The 22,685-nt window shown below is 37.8% G+C and carries 25 protein-coding genes; 9 read left to right on the forward strand and 16 right to left on the reverse strand.

Annotated features, from left to right (window positions below; genetic code table 11):
• The first annotated feature begins 5 nt into the window (after nucleotides 1-5).
• The 3 genes from AC07YC_RS14050 to AC07YC_RS14060 all read left to right on the forward strand — a co-directional run bounded on the left by AC07YC_RS14050 (nucleotide 6) and on the right by AC07YC_RS14060 (nucleotide 3,382).
• Nucleotides 6-1,079, forward strand: coding sequence for an LLM class flavin-dependent oxidoreductase (locus tag AC07YC_RS14050; protein WP_494919693.1), 1,074 nt, complete (start codon nucleotides 6-8; stop codon nucleotides 1,077-1,079).
• Between the two features lie 29 nt (nucleotides 1,080-1,108).
• The gene (locus tag AC07YC_RS14055) at nucleotides 1,109-2,050 is read left to right on the forward strand and encodes an alpha/beta hydrolase (RefSeq protein ID WP_494919694.1); all 942 of its coding nucleotides are present in this window, start codon (nucleotides 1,109-1,111) and stop codon (nucleotides 2,048-2,050) included.
• Between the two features lie 369 nt (nucleotides 2,051-2,419).
• Complete coding sequence (locus AC07YC_RS14060; RefSeq protein WP_494919695.1) at nucleotides 2,420-3,382, forward strand: MerR family transcriptional regulator; 963 nt, start codon at nucleotides 2,420-2,422, stop codon at nucleotides 3,380-3,382.
• A 37-nt stretch (nucleotides 3,383-3,419) separates the two neighbouring features.
• Here AC07YC_RS14060 and AC07YC_RS14065 read toward each other — a convergent pair whose 3' ends face one another.
• Nucleotides 3,420-4,853, reverse strand: coding sequence for an alpha/beta hydrolase family protein (locus tag AC07YC_RS14065; protein WP_336635664.1), 1,434 nt, complete (start codon nucleotides 4,851-4,853; stop codon nucleotides 3,420-3,422).
• Between the two features lie 257 nt (nucleotides 4,854-5,110).
• Here AC07YC_RS14065 and AC07YC_RS14070 point away from each other — a divergent pair, with 257 nt between their 5' ends.
• Nucleotides 5,111-5,863 (forward strand): IclR family transcriptional regulator, encoded by a 753-nt coding sequence (locus AC07YC_RS14070; RefSeq protein WP_494919696.1) that lies wholly within the window; start codon nucleotides 5,111-5,113, stop codon nucleotides 5,861-5,863.
• Between the two features lie 115 nt (nucleotides 5,864-5,978).
• Nucleotides 5,979-6,914: an aldo/keto reductase gene (locus tag AC07YC_RS14075; protein ID WP_336635666.1), complete on the forward strand. Its 936-nt coding sequence runs from the start codon at nucleotides 5,979-5,981 to the stop codon at nucleotides 6,912-6,914.
• Between the two features lie 58 nt (nucleotides 6,915-6,972).
• Here AC07YC_RS14075 and AC07YC_RS14080 read toward each other — a convergent pair whose 3' ends face one another.
• The 6 genes from AC07YC_RS14080 to AC07YC_RS14105 all read right to left on the reverse strand — a co-directional run bounded on the left by AC07YC_RS14080 (nucleotide 6,973) and on the right by AC07YC_RS14105 (nucleotide 10,656).
• Entirely contained in the window at nucleotides 6,973-7,581 is a 609-nt protein-coding gene (locus AC07YC_RS14080; RefSeq protein WP_336635667.1) for a flavin reductase family protein, read from the reverse strand.
• Nucleotides 7,582-7,595: 14 nt separating this feature from the next.
• Complete coding sequence (locus AC07YC_RS14085) at nucleotides 7,596-8,534, reverse strand: ring-cleaving dioxygenase (RefSeq protein ID WP_494919697.1); 939 nt, start codon at nucleotides 8,532-8,534, stop codon at nucleotides 7,596-7,598.
• 75 nt (nucleotides 8,535-8,609) lie between these two features.
• On the reverse strand, nucleotides 8,610-9,203 hold the full coding sequence (locus tag AC07YC_RS14090; RefSeq protein WP_336635669.1) for an NADPH-dependent FMN reductase: 594 nt from the start codon (nucleotides 9,201-9,203) through the stop codon (nucleotides 8,610-8,612).
• 139 nt (nucleotides 9,204-9,342) lie between these two features.
• Entirely contained in the window at nucleotides 9,343-9,714 is a 372-nt protein-coding gene (locus tag AC07YC_RS14095; RefSeq protein WP_336635670.1) for a YunG family protein, read from the reverse strand.
• Nucleotides 9,698-10,222 (reverse strand): GNAT family N-acetyltransferase, encoded by a 525-nt coding sequence (locus AC07YC_RS14100; protein ID WP_336635671.1) that lies wholly within the window; start codon nucleotides 10,220-10,222, stop codon nucleotides 9,698-9,700. The genes AC07YC_RS14095 and AC07YC_RS14100 overlap by 17 nt, the downstream gene beginning before the upstream one ends.
• Before the next feature lie 14 nt (nucleotides 10,223-10,236).
• Complete coding sequence (locus AC07YC_RS14105) at nucleotides 10,237-10,656, reverse strand: Lrp/AsnC family transcriptional regulator (RefSeq protein WP_336635672.1); 420 nt, start codon at nucleotides 10,654-10,656, stop codon at nucleotides 10,237-10,239.
• 106 nt (nucleotides 10,657-10,762) lie between these two features.
• On the opposite strand from AC07YC_RS14105, the gene AC07YC_RS14110 reads away from it, so the two are divergent.
• Entirely contained in the window at nucleotides 10,763-11,167 is a 405-nt protein-coding gene (locus AC07YC_RS14110; RefSeq protein WP_494919698.1) for a carboxymuconolactone decarboxylase family protein, read from the forward strand.
• Between the two features lie 54 nt (nucleotides 11,168-11,221).
• Here the strand turns inward: AC07YC_RS14110 and AC07YC_RS14115 are convergent, their stop codons facing one another.
• Both AC07YC_RS14115 and AC07YC_RS14120 read right to left on the reverse strand, forming a co-directional pair.
• On the reverse strand, nucleotides 11,222-11,644 hold the full coding sequence (locus AC07YC_RS14115) for an Rrf2 family transcriptional regulator (RefSeq protein ID WP_336635674.1): 423 nt from the start codon (nucleotides 11,642-11,644) through the stop codon (nucleotides 11,222-11,224).
• A 106-nt stretch (nucleotides 11,645-11,750) separates the two neighbouring features.
• Nucleotides 11,751-12,278: a cupin domain-containing protein gene (locus AC07YC_RS14120; protein WP_336635675.1), complete on the reverse strand. Its 528-nt coding sequence runs from the start codon at nucleotides 12,276-12,278 to the stop codon at nucleotides 11,751-11,753.
• Between the two features lie 127 nt (nucleotides 12,279-12,405).
• On the opposite strand from AC07YC_RS14120, the gene AC07YC_RS14125 reads away from it, so the two are divergent.
• Nucleotides 12,406-12,870, forward strand: a complete 465-nt coding sequence (locus AC07YC_RS14125; RefSeq protein ID WP_336635676.1) for an SMI1/KNR4 family protein — start codon at nucleotides 12,406-12,408, stop codon at nucleotides 12,868-12,870.
• Between the two features lie 10 nt (nucleotides 12,871-12,880).
• Here AC07YC_RS14125 and AC07YC_RS14130 read toward each other — a convergent pair whose 3' ends face one another.
• The 4 genes from AC07YC_RS14130 to AC07YC_RS14145 form a co-directional block, all read right to left on the reverse strand.
• Entirely contained in the window at nucleotides 12,881-13,999 is a 1,119-nt protein-coding gene (locus AC07YC_RS14130; protein WP_336635677.1) for a serine hydrolase, read from the reverse strand.
• A 208-nt stretch (nucleotides 14,000-14,207) separates the two neighbouring features.
• A complete protein-coding gene (locus tag AC07YC_RS14135; protein ID WP_336635678.1) occupies nucleotides 14,208-14,420 on the reverse strand; it encodes a hypothetical protein in 213 nt (70 codons plus the stop codon).
• A 37-nt stretch (nucleotides 14,421-14,457) separates the two neighbouring features.
• Nucleotides 14,458-14,901, reverse strand: coding sequence for an SRPBCC family protein (locus AC07YC_RS14140; protein ID WP_336635679.1), 444 nt, complete (start codon nucleotides 14,899-14,901; stop codon nucleotides 14,458-14,460).
• A 125-nt stretch (nucleotides 14,902-15,026) separates the two neighbouring features.
• Entirely contained in the window at nucleotides 15,027-16,475 is a 1,449-nt protein-coding gene (locus tag AC07YC_RS14145) for an Msr family ABC-F type ribosomal protection protein (protein ID WP_336635680.1), read from the reverse strand.
• 546 nt (nucleotides 16,476-17,021) lie between these two features.
• Between AC07YC_RS14145 and AC07YC_RS14150 the strand changes: the two genes are divergently transcribed.
• Nucleotides 17,022-17,861: a YitT family protein gene (locus AC07YC_RS14150; protein WP_025113579.1), complete on the forward strand. Its 840-nt coding sequence runs from the start codon at nucleotides 17,022-17,024 to the stop codon at nucleotides 17,859-17,861.
• A gap of 45 nt (nucleotides 17,862-17,906) precedes the next feature.
• Here AC07YC_RS14150 and AC07YC_RS14155 read toward each other — a convergent pair whose 3' ends face one another.
• The gene (locus tag AC07YC_RS14155) at nucleotides 17,907-18,812 is read right to left on the reverse strand and encodes a D-alanine--D-alanine ligase (protein ID WP_336635681.1); all 906 of its coding nucleotides are present in this window, start codon (nucleotides 18,810-18,812) and stop codon (nucleotides 17,907-17,909) included.
• A gap of 4 nt (nucleotides 18,813-18,816) precedes the next feature.
• Nucleotides 18,817-20,286: a MocR-like pyridoxine biosynthesis transcription factor PdxR gene (gene pdxR / locus AC07YC_RS14160; RefSeq protein WP_494919699.1), complete on the reverse strand. Its 1,470-nt coding sequence runs from the start codon at nucleotides 20,284-20,286 to the stop codon at nucleotides 18,817-18,819.
• Nucleotides 20,287-20,638: 352 nt separating this feature from the next.
• On the opposite strand from pdxR, the gene AC07YC_RS14165 reads away from it, so the two are divergent.
• A complete protein-coding gene (locus AC07YC_RS14165) occupies nucleotides 20,639-21,898 on the forward strand; it encodes a Zn-dependent hydrolase (RefSeq protein ID WP_494919700.1) in 1,260 nt (419 codons plus the stop codon).
• Between the two features lie 54 nt (nucleotides 21,899-21,952).
• Here the strand turns inward: AC07YC_RS14165 and AC07YC_RS14170 are convergent, their stop codons facing one another.
• Nucleotides 21,953-22,651 (reverse strand): class I SAM-dependent methyltransferase, encoded by a 699-nt coding sequence (locus AC07YC_RS14170; RefSeq protein ID WP_494919701.1) that lies wholly within the window; start codon nucleotides 22,649-22,651, stop codon nucleotides 21,953-21,955.
• Nucleotides 22,652-22,685 lie beyond the last annotated feature (34 nt).

Here is a 22,685-nt window from a genome sequence, read left to right on the forward strand (position 1 = left end):
GACAAATGGAAATAGGAATTACCTCTTTTGTAGAAACAAAACCAGATGTTCATAGTGGGGAAGTGATGAGTCATGCCCAACGCTTGCGTGAGGTGGTTGAAGAAATCATTCTTGCAGATCAAGTAGGATTGGATGTATTTGGCGTTGGCGAGCATCATCGAGAAGACTATGCTGCATCTTCCCCTGCAATGGTATTGTCCGCCGCTGCTTCACAAACGGAAAAAATACGACTTACAAGTGCTGTGACCGTCCTATCTTCAGCTGACCCGGTTCGCGTCTATCAAGATTTTTCTACTTTAGACGGACTTTCCAATGGGCGTGCGGAAATTATGGCAGGTCGTGGGTCGTTCATCGAATCTTTCCCGTTATTTGGCTATGATTTAAATGACTATGATGAACTATTTGAAGAGCATTTAGATTTATTACTTAAAATTCGTGAGGAAGAAAAAGTAGTGTGGGAAGGAAAGCATCGACCGGCGATCAATAATTTAGGTGTGTATCCAAGACCTGTTCAAAAGTCCTTACCTATTTGGGTTGGTAGTGGAGGAAATCAACAATCAGCCATTCGAGCAGGTCTTTTAGGATTACCACTTATGCTAGCAATCATTGGTGGCAGTCCTATGCAGTTTGCTCCAATCGTACAACTTTATAAAAAAGCTGCTGCACATGCAGGTCATGATTTATCTAAGCTTCAGGTAGGCTCCCATTCGATAGGGTTCGTTGGTCCGAATAACGAGTGGGCAGCAGATACATTTTTCCCATCTACACAGGCGGGTATGAATAAACTGGGCAAAGAACGGGGTTGGGCGTATTATGATCGTTCTAGCTATGATGCTGCACGTAGTTTTGAAGGGGCATTATATGTCGGTGATTCAGAGACAGTTGCTCAGAAAATTATTCATCTTCGTAAACATGTAGGGATCACACGATTTATGTTATACGTACCTTTAAGTACAATGCCACACGATCAAGTCATGCAAGCTATAGAACTTCTAGGAACTGAAGTGGCTCCTCGTGTGCGTGAAGAAGTTGCCAAATGGGAGGCAGAAATGGCTGTAGCAGGACATCCATTTATTTAAAATTTTGTTACTTTAAAGGGGGAATTTATATGACAATCAATGAACGAATCTTACCCGAATTAAAGCAGGCTTACTCGCAATTTCCAGGCTTTCGCCTAAACGAAGATTTAGAGTGGAGTCGTCGTCTCTTAGACCAATTACCATTAGAGAAGTCAGAGCTTGTAGTTACAACTAATCGTACGATTCTAAGAGGGGATGGCGGTGAAATGCTAGTTAAAATATATGAACCCGTTAAACGGAACCATGATAAACTTCCTGCTATGCTTTGGATTCATGGTGGTGGTTTTGTGATGGGACACCCTGCTATGGATGACCTTCTATGTGAACGCTTTGTTCAGACCGCTAACTGCGTTGTCGTCTCAGTTGATTATCGACTTGCCCCCGAGCATCCCTATCCAGCTGCGATTGATGATTGTTATGCAGGGTTAGTATGGATGACAACTGAAGCTCCTAAGCTAGGCATTGATAGTAAAAGAGTGGCAATTGCCGGTGCAAGTGGAGGCGGAGGGCTAACAGCAGCTCTAGCATTAATGGCTCGCGATAAAGGAGGGCCAGCGATTATATTCCAGATGCCACTGTATCCGATGCTTGATAACCGCAATACCACACCTTCAAGCTATGAGATTACAGAAAACCCTGCAACATGGAATAGAACAAATAACATAACAGCTTGGAATATGTACTTGGGTGAGAAAAAGAATGACAATGAGCTTTCTCCTTATGCTGTACCTTCGAGAGCAGACAATTTAGTGGGACTTCCTCCAATGTATACGTGTGTGGGACAACTTGATTTATTTCGGGATGAAACCATTAACTATGTAACACAGCTTGCTCAAGCAGGTGTAGACGTTGAATTCCATCTCTATCCCGGTTGCTTCCATTGTTTTGAAGTCTTTGTACCTGAAGCTGAGGTAAGTCAGCGTGCAAGTCAGAACTATTTAGATGCAATGGCTCGCGCTCTTCACCCTTAATCTACCTTACTGAGAATGTGAACTAGCCTTTATCATGATAAGGAGTTCAGTTGCAATCATAATTGGCAGGAGCATAATTTTCTAAATGAAGGTTGCTGCTCTTGGAATGTTTGAATATGAAAATTTAAAATGCGAAAATGCTTTGACGGTATTTTCGCGTTTTATAATTATAACAATTTAGTTATGATGACTTTGTTGATAAAAACTTCACAGCTATGCAAGTCCAATTCCTCAATTTATGGCTTTCAATGTTTTAAGGATTCATTTATGGCAAGTTTATCGTAAAATTAAATAATGACTTTTTTTATCATCAAATGAACTATGATGTTAAAATTACTATAAAGTGATCCAATCAGGAGGTGTAATCATTTGGAAGAAAAATATACTATAGGTGAAACAGCTAAAATAATAGGTTCTACTATAAAAACAGTTCGTTACTATGATGAAATTGGGTTGCTGAAACCTACAAGTTATACTGATGGTGGACATCGATTATACACGGTGAAAGATATATGGCGTCTTGAAATGATTACAAACCTGCGTTATTTGGATTTTGGAATTGATGATATAAGCAAAATGATATCTGAGGAGATATCAGTCACTAGAACACTGGATTGGCAGATTGAGTCGATGGAAACACAGGTTAATACGCTTATGGATATGATATCAATTTTGCGTCAAGCAAAGGAACATAATGGGGATTCATTGCAGTGTATTCATGATTTAGTGAATGCACGAACAATTAAAGCTGAAAATAAAAAACAATTTATCGATAAAAAAGTGCAAGAAATACAATTCTTAAATGGCATTCCAAAAGAGTGGAAAGATTCGTTTTTTTATTATTTTGACAAATACATTATTAATCAGGTGAAAGGCTCCGCCAAACAAACCGCTGCTTGGCATGAGTTGCAGGAGCTCATAAATGATCCGCAGTTTATAAAAGACCTGAAAAATACTGAATTTCTGTACATGAATATTGTTCATCAGCCAAAATACAATGCTACGACACTGGTCAGAAAGCTCGAAAACATCCATGATCGATTGAATAAGGCGTTGAAACAAAAATCGCATGCCAGCAGTCCGATTGTACAGGCCATTGTCGATGATACTGCTAGGCTGTATGCGAACTCAGAGCATTTGGACAATAAAGAAGATTACTTCCATTACTTTGTAAAATATATTCAAAGAACCAAAACCAAACGACTCGAACGATGTGAAACGTTATGTGCCATTCTAAGCCCACAATACTACCAACTCTCAAAAGCTAATCAATTACTATTTCAAGGATTAGAATGGCGACTTGAACATACGAAAAACTCAGAACGAGAATAGTTGAGGGCTAAACACCCTCAACTATTCTCTTTAGCAGTCAACCTTTCTGCAACGTAAACTCTGGATAATCCCCAATATTTTGCTCTAATAGTTTAAATGGCTGATGCTTTAAATAATGATTAAAGAAATCCAATGAATAGTCGTTAATCAAACGGTAAGCCTTTTGGATGTCGACCCCTTCCATCCGTTCATAAAGTGGTGAAAACAGATATAAATCAGAGAAACCCATATGCTTCATATCTTTAATCTTCATCCAATAGTTCCCACCCACAGTTACATACTCATACCGTGGTAGAGTTTCGTTTACAAACTCGATGAACTCCTTACCATCCGTTTCCTTCGCTTCTCTGATTGAGTCATCAGCACTCATCATCATAAATGGCTTCTTCAGCCCATCTGCAGGAACTCGGAGTTTTCCATATAGAACGCCGTCCATATTAAGAGCTGCTTTTATTCTTGAATCTGTCATTAGCATTTGGGTGCTCGTTGCCCCACCAAAGGAATGGCCAAACATACCTATATTCTCCATATCCATTCGACCTGTAAAGCGGTTTTCAGGATCGTTTTGCGCCAACTGCTCTACTTGATCCAGCACAAATTTAGCATCTTCAACCCAACCCTCATTTGCTTTATCTAAATATGCGATTGATTCCGTTTTTTGTGGGACGTAATTTGCTATACGACCATCAGAAAAAACGGAAGTAGTGCTACTATAAGTATGATCTATACCTACCACGATGTAGCCTTGACTGACTAGTTGCTCAATTTGAAAAGTGTTCTGATTTTTATGCCCACTAAAGCCATGAGAGAAAAGGAGTACCGGATAGGTTGTTTCCTGATTAGAAATCTCAGCGTTCTCAATAGCATGTGTCTTGACATAACCAAAATTTGTGAATAAAAACTTCGGTAAATTTAGAATTTTACTATACCCCTCTGCAAAAACAGCCCCATCGGAAATATAAGGAGCTGTATTACCTTTAGCATTTGTATTAGCAGGATACCAGATCTGTACCATTAATTCTCGTTTGTCGCCAGGCTCTGGTGTGAGAGTCTCTTCTCTCTGAGTATCCTTCCAATCGTAGGTGATCGTTCCAATTTTGTACGGACCCGCTGGTTTTTCAAAGGTAAATACCGGAAGAGCAATAGGCAGACTAACTGCTATAGCAGAATAAAGTACAGTTAATGTTGAATTCAGAACAACGCGTAATCGGCGCATACTTGATCGTTGTTCTTTTTGAATTTTCGGGTTAAAAAAGTGCCTTATCACAACAACAGCGAGGAAAAATAATGTCATCAAATAAGTCGGCATCATTTGCCACCGCATTCCTTCGATGATCCCATGGACAAGTAGAAATAGAATAGACATACTACCTGCTATCAGCATTCCTCGCCGTGACTTATTTCTACCACAAACTAACCAACCTAGTAAAACAATATTAAAAATGACATAAAACAATTCAATAGACCTCATAATAAAAACCTCCTTGTTTTTTTGAACTTGCTGATTCAAATCAAAGTGTATTACCTCCAGTAAGAGGAGAATCAAGCACTTAAGACAAAAAAACACTGACATTTTTTTAATTGTCCACCATTTTACAAATTTGAGGCTGTTTATTATTAAAATAAAAATTGAGAAGTTATAAAAAATTGTCTTTATAATATCAATAAAGAGCTATGAATATTTCACAGGTACAGGTTAAGTTATTTTAGAAGTTAGGAGAGGACAAAATGGATTCCTATGAAGTATCGACATTAAAAAAAGGCCTTTTGATTTTAGATATATTACGTCAAAAGCATTCTCTTACATTAACTGAAATTATGGAAGAATTATCAATGAATAAGACATCGGTTTTTCGCATGCTTTATACGCTAGAAAAAATGAATTATGTTCTTAAATATAATAAGTACTATCAATTAAATCCGCATATTTTCAGGGATGAGCACTTATATTGGCATAAAGATATTCAATGGGCGTCTCTCGTAGCGCCCTACCAATTAGCCCGCCAAGAAGAAATAACTACTTATATTGGTATTTTAGAAAATTATGAGATGGTAATAAAAAATGTAATTAGAGAGCCTTTTGAACAGCCTGCTTTTCATGCCATCAATACTCGGACACCTATGCATTCAAGCGCGCTAGGAAAAGTAGTGTTAGCTCATCTGTCCCCTACAAAACAACGTGAACTATTAAATAGTATTGAACTCAATACCTTTACAGCAAAAACCTTCTATGATTATGGTCTATTGATTCCTCATTTACAGGTTATTAAAGCTCAAGGATATGCTGTTGATAATGAAGAAACGAATGAAGGTAAATGTTGTATTGCCGTTCCGATTTATGTGAGTGGGGAAGTAATCGGTTCCATTGCTTTGTATGGTTCGACGAATCAAATAAAAAAAACTGCCATTCGGTCATTTGTCAAAAAGTTAGAAGTGGCAAGTCAGCAATTGACGGAAGAAATTCATTATCATTTAGCATAATGTTAAGGTCATTGGCAATTAAAATGAAATTGTTTCTATATATGAAACTAGAACGATGTTGGTAAAACATCCTTTTTACTCTATTCTGATTACAGAATAACGAGGAGGTAGGAATATGAAATTTCATACTTTTAAAAAAACAACTATCAAGATTTCCGAAATTGGTCTTGGGACGAATGCTGTGGGTGGACATAATTTATTTGAAAACTTAAATGAACAAGATGGGAAGGAACTAGTCTCAGCTGCACTTGATTTAGGGATAACTTTTATTGATACAGCAGACATTTATGGAAAAGGCCGTTCAGAAGAACTTGTTGGAGAAGTATTAAAAAAATACTCAAGGGAAGATTTCGCTTTAGCAACAAAGGGCGGCAGACATTGGCTTGAGGACGGTTCAGTAAAAACAGATAATCATCCGCAATATCTACGTGGTGCATTCGAAAATAGCTTGAAACGGCTACAAATGGATTATGTAGATCTTTACTATCTACACTTCCCTGATAATGAAACTCCTCTTGCGGAGTCAATTGGTGAATTGTCACGATTAAAGGAAGAAGGAAAGATCCGAGCAATAGGCATTTCAAACGTAACATTAGAGCAGCTTATAGAGGCAAATGTGCATAATGATATTTCTGTCCTACAATCTCCTTACAATATGTTAAATCGTTCAGGAGAACAGGATTTATTGCCATACTGTATAAAAAATGAAATTTCATTTATTCCATACGGTCCACTTGCATATGGTCTACTTGGTGGCAAGTATACAAAGGACTTTAAGTTGGGGACTGGAGACTGGCGAATTTCGAACCCTTTATTCCAAGGCGAATTATTTGAACATACATTAGTAAAAATAGAAGCATTAAAGGGACTTGCAGAGGAAAAGCAAACGACATTACCAAATCTAGCGCTTGCCTGGTTATTAGCTCAAGATGGCGTTGATGCCGTTATCCCAGGTGGGAAACATAAAAAACAAGTGGCTAACAATGTGAAAGCAACTGATATCCTATTAACAAACGAAGATTTAATGAATATAGAGAGAATTTTAATATAAGTTTGAAACCAAAAAAAATGCGAAAATGCTGTTAAATCAACATTTTCGCATTTTATTTTTAAACAGGACGTTCTAACGCAAATATATCACCAATTTTTGCATAATTTGAGCCAGCTAGTCTGCTAATTGCTTTTAGTTTTCTTGGATCAATTCGCCCTTCATTATAAATGGTTTCATCTATATGATATTGTACGACTTCACCAATGAATAAATCGCCTGTCTGCTCCGCACCATTCATCAATGGAATTGTCTGCACTAATCGACACTCCATACGCACCTTTGCCTCTTGAACTCCCGGAACTGCAATTTGTTGACTCTCTATTAGTGTAAATTGCGCTCTATCAATTTCGCTTTCTGTAACAGGTAAAGAAGCCGCTGTTTCATTCACCGGTTCAACATTATCCTCATCGACAATATGCACAACAAATTGCTCCTGATAATGGATATGTCTAGCTGTATCTTTTAAATGTCCATTAGGTCTTTGAATCGCTAAAGAAATCATTGGCGGATTTGATGACACGATATTAAAATAACTAAATGGTGCGCCATTGATGACACCTTGCTCTGATTTTGTTGTCACAAAAGCAATTGGTCTTGGAATAATACTTCCAATCAATAATTTATAGTTTTCACGTTCTGAATTTTTTGTAGGATCAATCGGAATCAAGCGACTCACCCCTCTTAGTCAAGCTCTCGTACTTTAATCGGAATTAGTGTGCTTTCTAATTGCTCTCGTTGTTGCTCATATTGAGATGGTAACATTAATTGGCTTCCCATCGTCTCCATTGTTTCGTCATGAGCAAATCCCGGAGGATCCGTAGCAATTTCAAATAAAATTTCACCAGGTTCACGGAAATAAATCGCATTAAAGTAATTACGATCTTTGACTTCCGTTACATGTTGACCATGATTCATAACATACTCTTGCCATTCTAAATGATCCGTATTATCTTGAGCTCTCCACGCAATATGGTGAACCGTCCCTACACCCATTTGTCCACGTTGTCCTACAACCACTTTTAAATCAACTGTGTTGCCAATCTCCGCATTAGCTTTAAAACGAGTATAGTCACCCTCTGTCGCTACTCTTTCAAGACCCATTACCTCTGTTAAAACTTTTGCAGTCTCTTCAGGGTGGCTAGAATATAAAGTAGCTCCACCAAATCCTTTAATGGCAACCTCTGACGTTACTTCTCCAAATGTCCAGTTATTTAATTCGCCTGCAGCACGGGCAACGAGTTCGATATGCAGACCGTGCGGGTCATCGAACTGAATGACTTGCTCACCAAAGCGTTCAGCTTTTTGGAAAGGAATCGAAAATTTTGCTAAACGATTAATCCAAAATGGTAGTGCCCCCTCAGGTACAACATACGTTGTGACACCAACTTGACCGTCACCAATACGCCCTTGATATGCATGGGCCCAAGGGAAGAATGTAATGATTGTTCCAGGTTTCCCACCTGCATCACCGAAATATAAATGATATGTGCCGGGATCATCGAAGTTTACTGTTTGTTTCACTAAACGCAAGCCTAATACACCTGCATAAAAATCAATATTCTCTTGTGGGTGGCCTACAATAGCTGTGATATGGTGAATACCTGCTGTATGTTTTTTCATGGTAACATGCCCTTTCCTGACTAATTTTTCTCTCCCACACTTTATCCAATTTCGTCCTATCTCAAACGCGTAGGCTTAACGAATAGTGTATAAAGCTTTTGACCATGGGATTACTTGATCTAACATTTGATTGACTGAATCAGTTTGTACAGCCTGTGGTTTAAAGTCTGAACCATTTTCAAAATCTGTGAATAATGATAATGCCGGGTGAACACGTACATCTGCGATTAAAAGCTCACCCATGATGCCACGTAAATGTTCTGCTGCACGAGCACCACCTACAGAACCATATGAAACGATGCCTGCTGCTTTGTTATTCCACTCAACACGTAAATAATCTAGTGCATTTTTTAGAGCACCTGTAATAGAGTGATTGTATTCTTGTACGATGAACACAAATCCATCTTGTTTAGCAATAACTTCTGACCAGGCCTGTGCACCTGAAGCATCTTGCCCAGGCTCTCCTAATAATGGCAATTTATAATCAGCGATATCAATCACTGTATAGTTTGCATCTCCTCGTTGATCTGCAATTTCCTTTACCCATTGTGCTACCTGAGGACCTACACGTCCCTCACGTGTTGATCCAATAATAATACCGATATTTAATTCTGCCATTACTTGTTCCTCCTCTTTTTTTGAAGAAAATAATTTATTCCAAAAACCCATTATTGTACCTCCTTACGAAAGCTAAAGGTTTGAATTCGTTTATCTTGAATTTAATTATCTTGAATTCGAGATAATAATAACACGCCTCTTTCCTAAACGTCAACACCTTTGTTTTACTAATTAAAAAAAGCAGAGGAATCTATCCCCCTGCTCTTGCTAAATGTCTATTAACTTGTGCTTTTAAACAGCTATATTGAGCATTATTTGTATCCTCATAAGCCTCTGCCCTATTCGAATCAATGTCTTGATAATCAATTTCAGATGAAAACTGCTCTTCCGTAAAATCTATTCTCTCTCCATTTATTACATTATAAAAGTGCCAGCCTTCATCCAAACATGTTTTCCTAATTTCTCCGCCAAGTATTTCTTGCACCACTAGAGAAGTAACACCACATTGTCCTTTTGCAGGATTTTCAACGCTCCATTTAGAGCTTGATTGAGCCGACCAAGATTGTCTTAAAGCATTTAATACGTTTTTCTTCAGGCTTGTCTCCTTAAAATGGAACGTCATCTATGTTAATAGGCGTTGGATTTCCTAGAACCCAATCTTCTTTAATAGCACCATAGACAATACTATCGGTCACTGTGCCGTCTTCATTTTCCCAGGCATTTCGTAAATAGCCTTCCTTCACAAAACCAGCTTTGCTAAAACATTTCCGCATCCCTATATTATCAACTCTTGTATAGCCTTCAATACGAATCTTACCCTTTACCTCAAATAGATACTCTTGTAACCACCGAAGTGCCATTACGCCATATCCTTTCCCCCTACAATTTGCATGTAAGCGGATATCAAACAGTGGGATGGTGTCACTGATATCATGAATAAAGATAATTCCTACTCTATCTCCATTTTCCAGTATCCAATATGTTTCACGATCATTCTCATAATATCCCTCTGCGAACGCTGCTCGAACGCTCTCTTCTTTAACATGCTGATTGGTGTGGTAAATCCATTTATTTTGGGTTAGTAAATGGACTAAGGCATCTATTTCACCCGTAAATAATTTGATTTCCATAAAGATCCCCTTTTTTATAAGTCCTCACATATATCAGAAAAGATAAAATTGGTTTTTGTATGTGCATATAGCTGTAAATCATCAATAAATTGCTCTACATCAGAAAAAGATTGAAAATGAGCCTTTAATAAAAAACAAGTTTCTCCTGATATTCGATAACAAAAATCTACGTTTGTAAATGTAAGGATATGTTCTTTAAAATCTGCATAGCGATTATTTTTAATCGTTGCCTCTATTATAGCTTCAATGGGAAAGCCTAGCGCCTTTGAATTTATGTCTAATGTATATTTCCTTATAACTTGCTGTTCCTCTAAATGTCGTACCCTTTCACGAACTGCAGGGGCCGATAAATGTACTCTTCTACCTAACTCACTCATAGAAATTCGGCTATCTTTTTTCAATTCTTTTAGTATTGTTTCATTAATGAAATCCATTGTAGAAAATTCCCTTCATTTTAAAGGAGAAAGAAATTATTTCCCTTCGAATTGGTATGTTAACAACACCATTCATATTTTACACTAATTATAGGAGGGAAAATTAATGACACTCATTCATTTATATGACAAGGGCTTAACGCCATTTCAACAACTTCTAGGCTACAATGAGGAAATACAGTCGCATTGGTTACAATTAGGGGAAACGGTCGAAAAGGACGGTCATTTATCTGCACATTTAAAAGAAGAGGTCCGAAAAACATTAGCACAAAAAAACGGTTGTCAATATTGTCAGGCGAAAGGTATACCTAACCCTCAACATTACGATGAGAAAACAGCCGTTTGTACAGGTTTTGCTGAGGCATTTTTAGTGACTAAAGGTCATACCGCACACTATGTCACCGCTGTCTTAAAAGAATATTTAACAGAGGCTGAAATCAGTGAACTACTGGCATTTATTTGTTTCACAACCGCACAGCAATACTTTGGGGCTCTTATGCAATTGAAATAACAATAGAACTAGAGACCCCTAGTTCTTATCCGTCTATTTCTTCCTTCTATCCGACTACTTCATTTTTTTATCGATTTCATGAGCAATATCCATAATCAATTTCTTACTTAGCTCTTCCTTCATATTGTTCTCAGCATCCACCATTACTTGCTCAATGAGACAACCTTCGTTATGAAAGGAATCCTCGTGGTCAGAGGAGCAGCTGAATAATGAGGTTTGTCCCTCGATTGCGTAAATCACATCTAAAAAGGAAACTTCTTGAGGACGCTTCGAAATGCGATAACCTCCATTGACCCCTGGATTCGATTCGATTAACCCCGCCTTTACAAGCTTTGTTAAAATTTTCGAAAGATAGGTTGGAGATAGTTTCTGCATGTCTGCTAGTGTCTCAACATTCATTGATTTTCCTTTAGGTGTATTCGTCAAAAACACCATTGTATGTAACGCATAGTTTGTTGCTTTTGAATATTTCATCATTCATTACCTTCTTTCATTAATTAAGGACTTTCATTATCTGCAATTAAAAAACATTCTACCATATATCGAGAAAAAAGCATGTTTAATAAAACACGCTTTTTATTTTTTAATTTTCTTGACCATAGCCCGCTTCCTCAGCCTCTGCATCTGCCTTCGTCACATGAATAGTCCCCGATGGATGATTGGGTGGCGCATAAATCGTGTAGAGCTTTAATGGTTCATTTCCTATATTCGTAATATTATGCCATGTCCCTGCGGGTACCATGATGGCCGTATCCTCAGAAACATTCCTTTGAAAGTTTAAATAATCCTTAGTCGGTCCCATTTGGGCAATTCCCTTACCCTCTTCAATACAAATGAATTGATCGACATGCGGATGCACTTCTAAGCCAATATCATCACCTACATCGATGCTCATCACAGTTACTTGTAAGTTTGACCCTGTCCATAATGCTGTACGGTAATTTCTGTTTTGCTTTGTAACGTCCTCTATGTCCACAACGAAAGGCTCTGGTCCATAATCTCTCCGCATATTACTTCTGGTCCCCTGCTCTAGCTGTGTTGGATAAGCCCAATAAACAGGGTGATAGCCATAATTATACACGGGGTAATTATGATAATAAGGGTAATGCATTGATCTCAATCCTCTCACATATGATAAACGTATAGTATGCAGACAATCGAAGGAATGTACGAATTCTAGCTACCTTAACTACAAGGGCGCTCTTTGAATATCATTATGAAAAAAGTGAGGTTTTTTGATGTATGAAAATTTAATAAAAAAGCTAGCTCATACCATATTGATTAAGTGGCATCCAGGATGCAATGTAAAGGATAGCTGGATAGCCGAAGCAGAAGCAGAGCTAGGATTTCAATTACCGCCCTCTTATTGCTGGTGGTTAATGAATTATGGCAATGCTCGACTAAATGGAGGAAACATTCTGACCGTCAGTCAACCTGAATACAGAGATATCAGCGATAACGACATTCTCTATATTCATCGTCTGAACTTGGCTGATGAAGATTGGTACAGAAAATATCCAAATAGATTGGACTTATTTGTCCCAGACGCAGATGAGCTTTATTTCTTCGATTTATCCGCAAAAGATAAAGATGGGGAATTTCCCGTCATGTGTTATGACCTAATGAATGACATGATTGATGAATACGCAGCTACATTCTCTGCTTTTCTTGAAAGATTACTTGATGAACATAGATCTTTTTAAAGGCCATTCACTACATAGATAATTCCCTTTGAAGACGCGTCCTAAATTTTTCGTCTGTAAGAAATTTCAATTGAAAACTATTCATGCTAGTAGATAATTTAATTTGTTGTATGGTATTTAAGTCGTTAGCAAAAAAGGCTATCTCCGTCTGATTCCCTTCCTTATCTTCCGCATAGGCGGCTAGTGTCATTACGAAGGCTGTTGACCCTCCTTTTTGACCTGCATGTGTAAGCCATTCTTGATTCCTAGGGTTTTGCATCAATTGTTCCATCACAGGATCTAAGTATTTATGTACATCTTCTGTAAAGTAATTTTTACTATTCAACTTTTCTAAAATAGAAATGTAGTCACTAGTAGAAGCCCTTATTAAACGATCAGACCATACCCTCTGAACATCCATATTGAGCATTTTTATGGCCTGAGCTTTCTCCTCTTTTGTTAAAGGTTTTTCTAGCCAATTCTCATGAATAGCCAATGCCCGCTCTCGATATTCAGCCATCCCCATATCGTTTAAAGCCGCTAGTGCTTCTTTTTTTGTTAAACTCTTTTCATCTCGCAATTGAATGGGGATGTAGAGAGCACTTGCGATTGGATAGAGGGGTTCATGACCCTTTACATCCAGTTGAGTGAGAACCTCATTAATAGTTTGGAGCCCTAGTACATGCATTAAATAATCTGTATTGGCATTAGAACTATAAGTAATCATTCCCTTTGCAACCTCGCTTAGCGGCACACTTTCCTTGCCATGGAGGTTTAACTGTGCTAGCCACGCTTCATGTGCGCCACCATCTGTTTTTGGGATATAAAATGTCTCTAATTCCTTTAAGCGAATTTGTTGCTGAGGATTGATATGTCCATCTGCGGCTTGTTGAGCATATGCGATCGCTACGATGATTTTCACCGTACTGGCTAATGGTAGCTGTTCCATGGTGTTTAGTTCCACCCAATACTGCTGATTGTGTTGAATGGCTACAGAAACATTTTTATCAGCTCTATGTTCCTTTATAAATTGAACAATATATTCTGGGTCATCCTTCTTAATCTCTTTTTGAAACTTCCAAAATACAATGCCTATGACAAACCCTGCACAAACTAAAAGGCCACCAGTTAGCCAAACCCACTTTTTCATAACGATCCCCCCTTTATGTTGTAGATGAATGAATTTAATCGGAGCGCTATTGCTCTATTTATAGCTTCAGTCGGCACAACTTCCATAATTAGGCAAACAAAATTCCTAAATTGGTTCAAAACAAATTGTAGCCGTAATGTCATTTCTCCCCCATTCTTCATCCCCGAAGGTAAGAAAAGGGTGTTCATCCAAGCATTGACGAATTTAGTCATCGATTCTTCTTGAGAAATAAAACAAATGCTAATGAAGCCAAAAAGAATAAACTTAGATAAACACCCGACAAATTAGCCATATATTGAATGTAATAATGAATATCCATTATTGTACCTTGTTGAAGCATTAAATTAGAAATAATTGCGGGACTTAATAACGAAATAACAGCGATCAAAATGATACTAACTGAAAAAATTCGTTTATCCAAAAAATCACCTCAAATTAGGTCATCTAATCATACTACTCTAATGAATTAATGAAGCTCTTAAAGTATTTATGCCATTTTCTAAGTATCCTTTGAGACAGGTTAATGTATAAATCCAGCCTTCTTTTTGGCCCATCATTTTCGTCACAATTTCCGGATCATGTGCGTTCAGTCCTGATTCCACTACCTCCATAATTGTCTCACCTTGATATTCCTCAAGAGTCATAGTAACAATTGTCACTTCACCATGCTCCTCTCCCCAAGAAAATACAATTTTTTTGTTAGTCTCTATTTCAAGTACTGAGATAATTCCTTCTGCGCTATACTCCTCGTATCTCAATGTAATCTTCTTTCCCTCTGCCCATCTTTCAGAGCTACTAGAAAACCAATAATGTCCGATTTCAGTAGGAGAAATAATAGCTTCAAAAACTTTATGAGCTGGCTGCTTGATTTTTAATTTAGTCGTCACATCTGTATTCAACATCGATCATCTTCCTTTTCATAGTGTCTATCTATCACATTCGCCAAATTTTCCCTTTCCCCTCTCTTTTATTAAAACTTTAATAAAAAAATGCGATTCCCCCTAATGGTAGAATCGCATCTTTACAGTTAAAATATCTTATTATTTTTTATTGTAAATTGTATGTTTGCTACATTTTCAATAAAATTTTTATCATGTGTCACGAAGATTATGGTTCCCTCATAAGCCGTTATAAATTGCTCTAGCGCCTCTAATGCTTGAATATCTAAGAAGTTGGTTGGCTCATCTAATAACAGTATATTAAAGCTTCCTAAAAACAGATAACACAGCTGGAGGCGTACCGCTTCACCACCACTTAAAGAGTTCACACCTTTTTGTATATCAGTTCCTACAAACTGCATGGAACCTAGAACGCTTCGTAAAAAGCCTTCATCGTAATCAGAGCGATTTTTTAAAAATTGGAGGACCGTTTCCTCACTTTTAAATTGGTAGTCCATTTGATGAAAATACCCTATTTTGGCCTTAGGGGAAATGGTTAACCCCTCCCCATAGTTTGCAATATGTTGTAGTAAAGTACTTTTTCCACAACCATTACTACCTGTCAGAGCAATTTTTTTACCCAATGGTATTTGAAAGCTTACGACATCCAATAGGGTTTTTTCTGGAACGTGTAAAGTGAATTGATCTGCCATAATCGGAAATTTATTGTGTAGTTCCAATGCCTTCGATTGTCGGAAAACTATATTTCTGTCTATCTGCACCGCATCCACTTTCTGAAGCTTCTCTATTCGCTGCTCTATTGCCTTGGCTGCCCGTTGTACGTTTTTTTGACTTGTCCCTTTGGACTTTGTCATAAACATGCGATTCGGCTTTGCATGAGCTTCTCTTTTTGACATGTTACCTGCTTGGGTAATTTTTTCAGCCTTTTTCATTTTATCTAAGGCAGCTTTTTCAAGACGACTTCTTTCTTTCAAGTATAAGTCATGCGCCTGACGTTGTTGATCTTGCTCCAGCTGTTTTTGCCAAGCATAATTACTATAATTTCCGGAATAAATGTTTACTGTGCCCCCATCAATCTCCCAAATTGTTGTGACCAATTCATCCAGAACCGCACGGTCATGGCTAATTAGTACGAGCGCACCATAGTAATAACGCAATTCATCCACTAGAAATGCAATACCCTCTTGATCTAAATGTGTTGTTGGCTCATCAATGAGCAGTGCTTCCTCATAGAAAGAAAATAATTGAGCTAACTTTAATCTCGTCTGCTCCCCACCACTTAGTCCTTCAAAATTTGTTGGAATAGCTAGTTTCCTTACTAACTGTGCCTCTGCCTCTACGAGTGTTGGTGCTTCCATTTGTTCAAAATAGCCAAAATGTACATGACTATCTACCATCCCACTTGTTGGCTGAATCTTACTAGCAAGTAACTTCATTAATGTACTTTTTCCAGCGCCATTTTTCCCAACGATACCGATTCGATCGAATTGATGAATGGCTAATTTTTCAATGTTTAAAATCTCTTTATCTAAATAATTGACAATTACGTGGTCTAATTCAAAGCAAACTTTTTCCATATGACTACCTCCCGAAATTAACTCATTTCGTATCGATAGCTATGGTACCGATACGAGCCTCTAGTTAAAGCTCGTATCAAAAGAATAATAGCATATGCATGATTTCTTCCTCCTTATTGGATAAAACAAAAAACCACAGACAATTTGCCTGTGATCCAAGTAACTAGGATATATTAGAGAATAAGCCTCTTTAAATAAAGGCGTGAGCTGTTCTTTTTCTTATGCAATTGAAGATGATTAAAAAAGGACAGACTATCCCATATACTCTGGCTTCACAAACAGAGTTTTTGACCCTATTCAGTTATTGGCTCAAAACGGTGCGACGTAGTCTCATTGAATATGTCATTTTTTAATAATCCTCCTTAAAAGTATTATGACTATTATAAATATTTATTCTAATTAGTCAAGGTCTTCTAGTCTAAAGACATACAAAAAAAGGTCGATATATTCTAAATGAATATTACAAAAAAAGTATATCATTTGGTGAAAACCTGATATAGTATGGATTTAAGAAAAAATCTAATTTGATATGGTGGTGTTATGTGAATGAAAAAATACGTAATAGATATTTTAATGATTATGCTTGGATCACTGCTTTTTGCCCTAGCAGTTAACTTATTTGTTATTCCAAATGATTTGGGTGAAGGTGGCGTAACGGGCTTAACGATTATAGCTTATTATCTTTTCGGATGGTCTCCGAGTATTGTCAGCTTTATTATGAATGCGGCTTTACTACTAGTTGGCTATAAATTTCTAAATAGACAAACAACTATTTATACGATCATTGCGGTCTCATTCCATTCTTTATTTTTACATTTAACAGAATCTTGGTCGATTTCCTCAAATGAAATTATCGTAAATACGATTTTTGGTGGAGTATTTGCTGGGGTCGGTATTGGTTTGATTATTAGAGTCGGTGGTACAACTGCAGGTTCTACGATTTTAGCTAGAATCACTAACAAGTACCTTGGCTGGAGTATTAGCTATGGACTTTTATTCTTTGATTTAATCGTTGCTTTTTCATCTTATTTTATCATCGGAGCCGAGGCATTAATGTTAACAATAATCATGCTTTATGTTGGTACTAAGGTGATGGAGTTCGTTATCGAAGGGGTTAATCCTAAAAAAGCAGTTACAATCATCTCTAAAAAACCAGAAGACATTGCTGGACAGGTAACTGCTTATATGAACCGCGGGGTTACGGTACTTTCCGGTCATGGCTATTATACAAAGGAACAAAAAGAAATTTTGTATATCGTCATTAGTAAGCAAGAAGTTGTAAAGCTCAAAAAAATTGTCAAAGAAGTCGACAAGGATGCCTTTATTGCCATTCATGATGTAAGGGATGTTTTTGGAGAGGGCTTTATTGAATTAGCCAAATCTTAAGATAGTAAAACACCTTTTGTAGGAAAACAAAAGGTGTTTTTTTATTCACCTATTATCAATCTGTAAGGAGCTATCAATAATGCTATCCAATAGGGCAGAATAGCTAATTCCTGCAGCAAGGGCGCTTTTTGGTAGCAGGCTATTTTGGGTCATGCCAGGTAGTGTATTAACCTCCAACACATAAGGAACACCCTCCTTAATTAACATATCTACTCTAGCATACACACTACATTTTAAAGACTTGTAGCTGGTCATCGCAGCCTTTGCCACACGGTCATGAATCGCAAGTGGGAGTTCCACAGGCTCCTCTATTGTAGAAGCATCATCATATTTCGCCTGGTAGTCAAAAAATACTGCCGTATGTTTGATTGAAAGGACTGGCAATAGCTTATCATTGAGGATTGGGCATGTAATTTCGTCACCAATCATGTACTGCTCAATAATGATTTCCTTATCCCACTTCAATACCTCTGTAACAGCCGTCAATAAGGCCGTTCGATCATGGACAATTTGAACACCTACACTAGAGCCACCAGCATTTGGTTTAACGACCAGCGGATAACCCATCAGCTCTATGTCCTGTAATGGCAGTTCCTCCCCCTTTATGAGATGCATCCAATCTGGCGTGGCGATTCCTTCATAGCGCAGTATTTTCTTGGCCATATGTTTATCCATGCATAAGCTACTTGCTAGAAGACCACTTCCTGTATAAGGAATACCCAATGTTTCTAATACACCCTGAATCGTGCCATCCTCTCCAAACTTACCGTGCAGTGCTAATAAAGCTACATCGATACCTTGCACTTTTTCTATTACCTCTTGATGGTCTTCCAATACTATTTCAACAACATCGTATTTTTGTTTATTTAAATGAGCGACCATTTCCTTCCCTGTCATAATCGAAACCTGCTTTTCAGAGGAGGTACCGCCCATAATTACGCCAACTTTCATCTTTTCAACCCTTTCTATCATTTCTTAATGTATCCCCAATAATTTGAATACCTCGGACAATATCTTCTTCTGATAAACGGGAAAACCCTAGGCGAAATGTGTTTTTACCAAGACCATTTGTATAAAATACATCTCCTGGATAGAACACCACACCTTCGTCATAACATTTTTCTAATAAACTGCGAGCATCTATGTCCTCTTCTAGTTCAATAAAGAGATGCAGTCCCCCATCCCCTCTGATTTTACAAAAGGGAATATACTGCATACAGGCTTGACGAGCAAGCTCATACTTTTTCTTATACACAGATCTTGCTTTCTTTAAATATTTTTCAAAATAACCATCCTGTAAATATTGATATAACACTGCCTGATCCAGTGTCGATGTATGAATTGTCCGCGCTCTTTTCATGCTTTCTAGGCTAGCAATTAGCTCCTTATCTGCTAAAATCCAGCCAACACGTAAGCCTGGGAAAAGGATTTTAGAAAAGCTACCAATATAGACAATATTATTACCTGAACCACTAAATGCGATTAGTGGTGCCAAATGAGCGCTTGAATACCTTAATTCCTCATTAAAGCCATCTTCTACAATAGGTATTTGATAGTTGGAAAAAAGCTGAAAAATAGCATTCCTCTTCTCAGAGGAGGTGACAATTCCTGTTGGATTATGATAGGACGGGATGAGATAGGCAAAATCAAAATCCATTTTGGCTAATGTTTGTTCTACCTGCCCCATGTCAATGCCATCATCGCTCATATCAACGCCATGTATTTCTAGCCCATGTAAACGAAAAAGCTTCAATGCTGCGTGATGTGTAGGATTTTCACATAGAACACGCCCAGATTTTTTAGCTATTGAGGATAATAAAATATCGAGTCCCTCCGTAAAGCCGTTAGTAATTAAAATATCTTTATTAGAAATATCTACACCCTTCATTTCCATATAGCGAAGGAGGTAATCAATTAAAGGTTTGTACCCTTTTGCATAGCCATAATTCAAGACAATATCGCCTTCAAGGGACATACGTGTAAGAAAAGCCCGTTTGAAATTTTCAACATCAAAAAGCTTTTCTTCCGGAGCAATACTAGTAAAGGAAATCATCCCTTTTTGCCACTGAATATCTTGTCGTACTAAATCGATTTCATCTGCTAATAAAGTTGCTGTATTCAGCCTATTTTTCCAGTCAAGTTTGGTAGGGGACGTTTTCAAAGTAGTAACCTTTCCTACAAAGTTCCCTTTTCCTTTCACTGCATAAATGATGCCGTCCTGCTCTAGCTCAGCATATGCATTCAGCACTGTATTTCTACTGACTGCTAATAGCTTACTAAGTTCACGCGTAGATGGAAGCTTTTGATGTTCTAACAGATGCCCTTTGACAATCATGTCTTGAACATAATCCTTCAATTGCACATAAACAGGTCGATCATCTACCATCTTAAAATCATTAAACAATCCCTGACCCCCTTGTTTCATTCTTGCATAACGAGAGTGAACTCAAAAGGTCCACTCATTATGTAATTTCCGATTGTAGTGGTTGTTCTTCTTTCTATCTTATTTCAAAATTATTATACGTATCAAACGTGAGGAGGATCGTTCACAATATTAACAATGTGGCACACTATGATAAGGATCGTAATGATTTATTTAAGCTCCAACTGTTTATAAGGAAATCGAGGTTCAACCAACATTATCGATTGTCCATCAGGTCAACAATGAGCGGGTGAGGCAACGGGTACATACGGCATTTTTGTTGCAAAGTAATCGACCCCACTATTGCCAAAGGGTACAATAATAATTTAGAGGTGGTTCATGACCAATTTGTTTTATGAGAAGGACAGTACCACTTCCAATTCCAGATGAAAGAGTGATTGTCATGATTAATGGAGGTAGACTCTTACAACATCTTCAAGACTTAAGCCAAATCGGCTGCAATGAAGCGACAGGTGGGATTAATCGCTTCTCCTTTACACCAGTAGAAAAACAGGCTATTGAGCTAGTGACCATTTATATGGAACAGGCTGGCATGAAAGTAACGGTTGACGCTGTTGGAAATCTCATTGGTACTTATGGTGAGGGCGATGAAACCATTATGCTAGGCTCACACATTGATACAGTACCAGAAGGCGGCAAATACGATGGAGCCTTAGGGGTATTGGCAGCTATTGAAGTTGTAAATAGGTTGTATGAGCAACAAATACTACCCTCTAAAAAGATACAAGTTGTCGCTTTTAAGGATGAAGAGGGAACGAGATTTGGCTTTGGGCTACTTGGTAGTAGTGCGATGGCCGGGCTTTTAATGGAGGAACAATTACAGCACACAGATGAGGCTGGCATGTCCATTGAAGAAGCTATGAAGGAATTCCAATTGTCGCCATATCCTTTAGTTAATGCTCAACGAAATGACATTAAAGCTTATTTAGAAATGCATATTGAGCAAGGCAAGGTGCTAGAAAATGAAGGTTTACCTGTCGGTGTTGTAACAGGTATAGCAGCTCCTGTATGGTTAGAAATTACTGTCACTGGCGTCAGTGAACATGCTGGTGCAACACCTATGCCCATTCGGCAGGATGCTCTAACTGCGGCGAGCGAGATGATTTTAGCGATTGAACGACTATTAAATGACACTACAGATGCCGTTGCAACGGTCGGCAAGCTTACTGTGTCCCCGAATGGAACAAATGTAATTCCAGGCAAAGTTACTTTCTCAATTGATCTACGAGATATAGACGAACAAAAAGTGAGATCACTAGAGACTACGATTTTGCAGCAACTACAACAAATTGCAGGCCGAAGAAATGTTACATTGGCTTCGAAAATATTACAGCGCATTAAACCTGCAAAAGCAGATGAGAAGCTACAGCAACAACTTGCCATAAGTATTGAAAAGCAAGGGATACGTCCCTATTCTCTTATAAGTGGTGCAGGACACGATGCCATGAATATGGCTGAAATCGCTCCAATCGGAATGTTGTTTGTCCGCTCAAAAGACGGCATTAGCCACAATCCCTTAGAATATAGCTCCGATGAGGACATCATTATTGCCACAACTATTTTTTATGATGCTGTCGTCGAGCTCACTAAATAATTCACGATAATAGAAGAAGCCATTCCCTAGTTTTTTTAGAATGGCTTTCTAATATTATTTTTTTTGGAATAACCCTACTATAAAACCTTCTAATCCAAAATGCGGATCTACTGTAGACATCGGTACCATTTTACGTATTTCAATTTCATCCAAAAAATTAAAAATTTCCTGTAGTTGACCTTTGGTATAGCCAAGCCCGCCCTCTAAACTGCACGTTAAATATACTTCCTCATCTGTCAGGGCTGAGCCACCGTATGTACCATTCTCCTCAAATGAACATAGAGCAAAGTATCCATCCTGCTTTAATAACCTATTAATAATCTCTATATAACTAACACGACGATGTGGTGCTATATGATGAAAGCATCCCGAATCATAAATAAAATCAAAGCTTTCCTGTTGAAAATCTAAATCAAAAATATTAGCACATACTAATTCTACATGCACATCTTCTTCAGATATTCTCTTTTTTGCCCATTCCAGTGCATTTTCTGATAGATCCACTCCAACCACTGAACATCCCTTTTTAGCTAAATAGATAGCATTACGCCCTGCACCACAACCTAATTCCAAAACTCTACTCGGAAAAATCATTTCCTTTTCACAATAGTGTACTAGATTTTCATCAGGCTTATTAACAAAGAAAGGAATCTTTCGAAATGTATCATCATAAAAATTATTCCAAAAATGTTGGGGCTCCCGTAGTAAATGATCTAGTAAAATAAGCAAATCTTCATTGGATTTAATTAGCATTCCACACCTCCTCGATTTATTCTTATTAAAGCTT

Source organism: Lysinibacillus sp. GW247-5R2A, assembly GCF_059424475.1.

What these genes read in the sequence shown, in the direction of transcription:
- AC07YC_RS14055 (WP_494919694.1), top strand. Translation starts at nt 1,109, where the DNA reads ATGACAATCAATGAACGAATCTTACCCGAATTAAAGCAGGCTTACTCG.
- AC07YC_RS14145 (WP_336635680.1), bottom strand. Translation starts at nt 16,475, where the DNA reads ATGGAAAAAGTTTGCTTTGAATTAGACCACGTAATTGTCAATTATTTA.
- AC07YC_RS14075 (WP_336635666.1), top strand. Translation starts at nt 5,979, where the DNA reads ATGAAATTTCATACTTTTAAAAAAACAACTATCAAGATTTCCGAAATT.
- AC07YC_RS14150 (WP_025113579.1), top strand. Translation starts at nt 17,022, where the DNA reads ATGAAAAAATACGTAATAGATATTTTAATGATTATGCTTGGATCACTG.
- AC07YC_RS14050 (WP_494919693.1), top strand. Translation starts at nt 6, where the DNA reads ATGGAAATAGGAATTACCTCTTTTGTAGAAACAAAACCAGATGTTCAT.
- AC07YC_RS14065 (WP_336635664.1), bottom strand. Translation starts at nt 4,853, where the DNA reads ATGAGGTCTATTGAATTGTTTTATGTCATTTTTAATATTGTTTTACTA.
- AC07YC_RS14085 (WP_494919697.1), bottom strand. Translation starts at nt 8,534, where the DNA reads ATGAAAAAACATACAGCAGGTATTCACCATATCACAGCTATTGTAGGC.
- pdxR (WP_494919699.1), bottom strand. Translation starts at nt 20,286, where the DNA reads ATGAAACAAGGGGGTCAGGGATTGTTTAATGATTTTAAGATGGTAGAT.
- AC07YC_RS14070 (WP_494919696.1), top strand. Translation starts at nt 5,111, where the DNA reads ATGGATTCCTATGAAGTATCGACATTAAAAAAAGGCCTTTTGATTTTA.
- AC07YC_RS14165 (WP_494919700.1), top strand. Translation starts at nt 20,639, where the DNA reads ATGAGAAGGACAGTACCACTTCCAATTCCAGATGAAAGAGTGATTGTC.
- AC07YC_RS14140 (WP_336635679.1), bottom strand. Translation starts at nt 14,901, where the DNA reads ATGTTGAATACAGATGTGACGACTAAATTAAAAATCAAGCAGCCAGCT.
- AC07YC_RS14170 (WP_494919701.1), bottom strand. Translation starts at nt 22,651, where the DNA reads ATGCTAATTAAATCCAATGAAGATTTGCTTATTTTACTAGATCATTTA.
- AC07YC_RS14125 (WP_336635676.1), top strand. Translation starts at nt 12,406, where the DNA reads ATGTATGAAAATTTAATAAAAAAGCTAGCTCATACCATATTGATTAAG.
- AC07YC_RS14095 (WP_336635670.1), bottom strand. Translation starts at nt 9,714, where the DNA reads ATGACGTTCCATTTTAAGGAGACAAGCCTGAAGAAAAACGTATTAAAT.
- AC07YC_RS14130 (WP_336635677.1), bottom strand. Translation starts at nt 13,999, where the DNA reads ATGAAAAAGTGGGTTTGGCTAACTGGTGGCCTTTTAGTTTGTGCAGGG.
- AC07YC_RS14120 (WP_336635675.1), bottom strand. Translation starts at nt 12,278, where the DNA reads ATGCATTACCCTTATTATCATAATTACCCCGTGTATAATTATGGCTAT.
- AC07YC_RS14090 (WP_336635669.1), bottom strand. Translation starts at nt 9,203, where the DNA reads ATGGGTTTTTGGAATAAATTATTTTCTTCAAAAAAAGAGGAGGAACAA.
- AC07YC_RS14105 (WP_336635672.1), bottom strand. Translation starts at nt 10,656, where the DNA reads ATGGATTTCATTAATGAAACAATACTAAAAGAATTGAAAAAAGATAGC.
- AC07YC_RS14110 (WP_494919698.1), top strand. Translation starts at nt 10,763, where the DNA reads ATGACACTCATTCATTTATATGACAAGGGCTTAACGCCATTTCAACAA.
- AC07YC_RS14115 (WP_336635674.1), bottom strand. Translation starts at nt 11,644, where the DNA reads ATGATGAAATATTCAAAAGCAACAAACTATGCGTTACATACAATGGTG.
- AC07YC_RS14155 (WP_336635681.1), bottom strand. Translation starts at nt 18,812, where the DNA reads ATGAAAGTTGGCGTAATTATGGGCGGTACCTCCTCTGAAAAGCAGGTT.
- AC07YC_RS14100 (WP_336635671.1), bottom strand. Translation starts at nt 10,222, where the DNA reads ATGGAAATCAAATTATTTACGGGTGAAATAGATGCCTTAGTCCATTTA.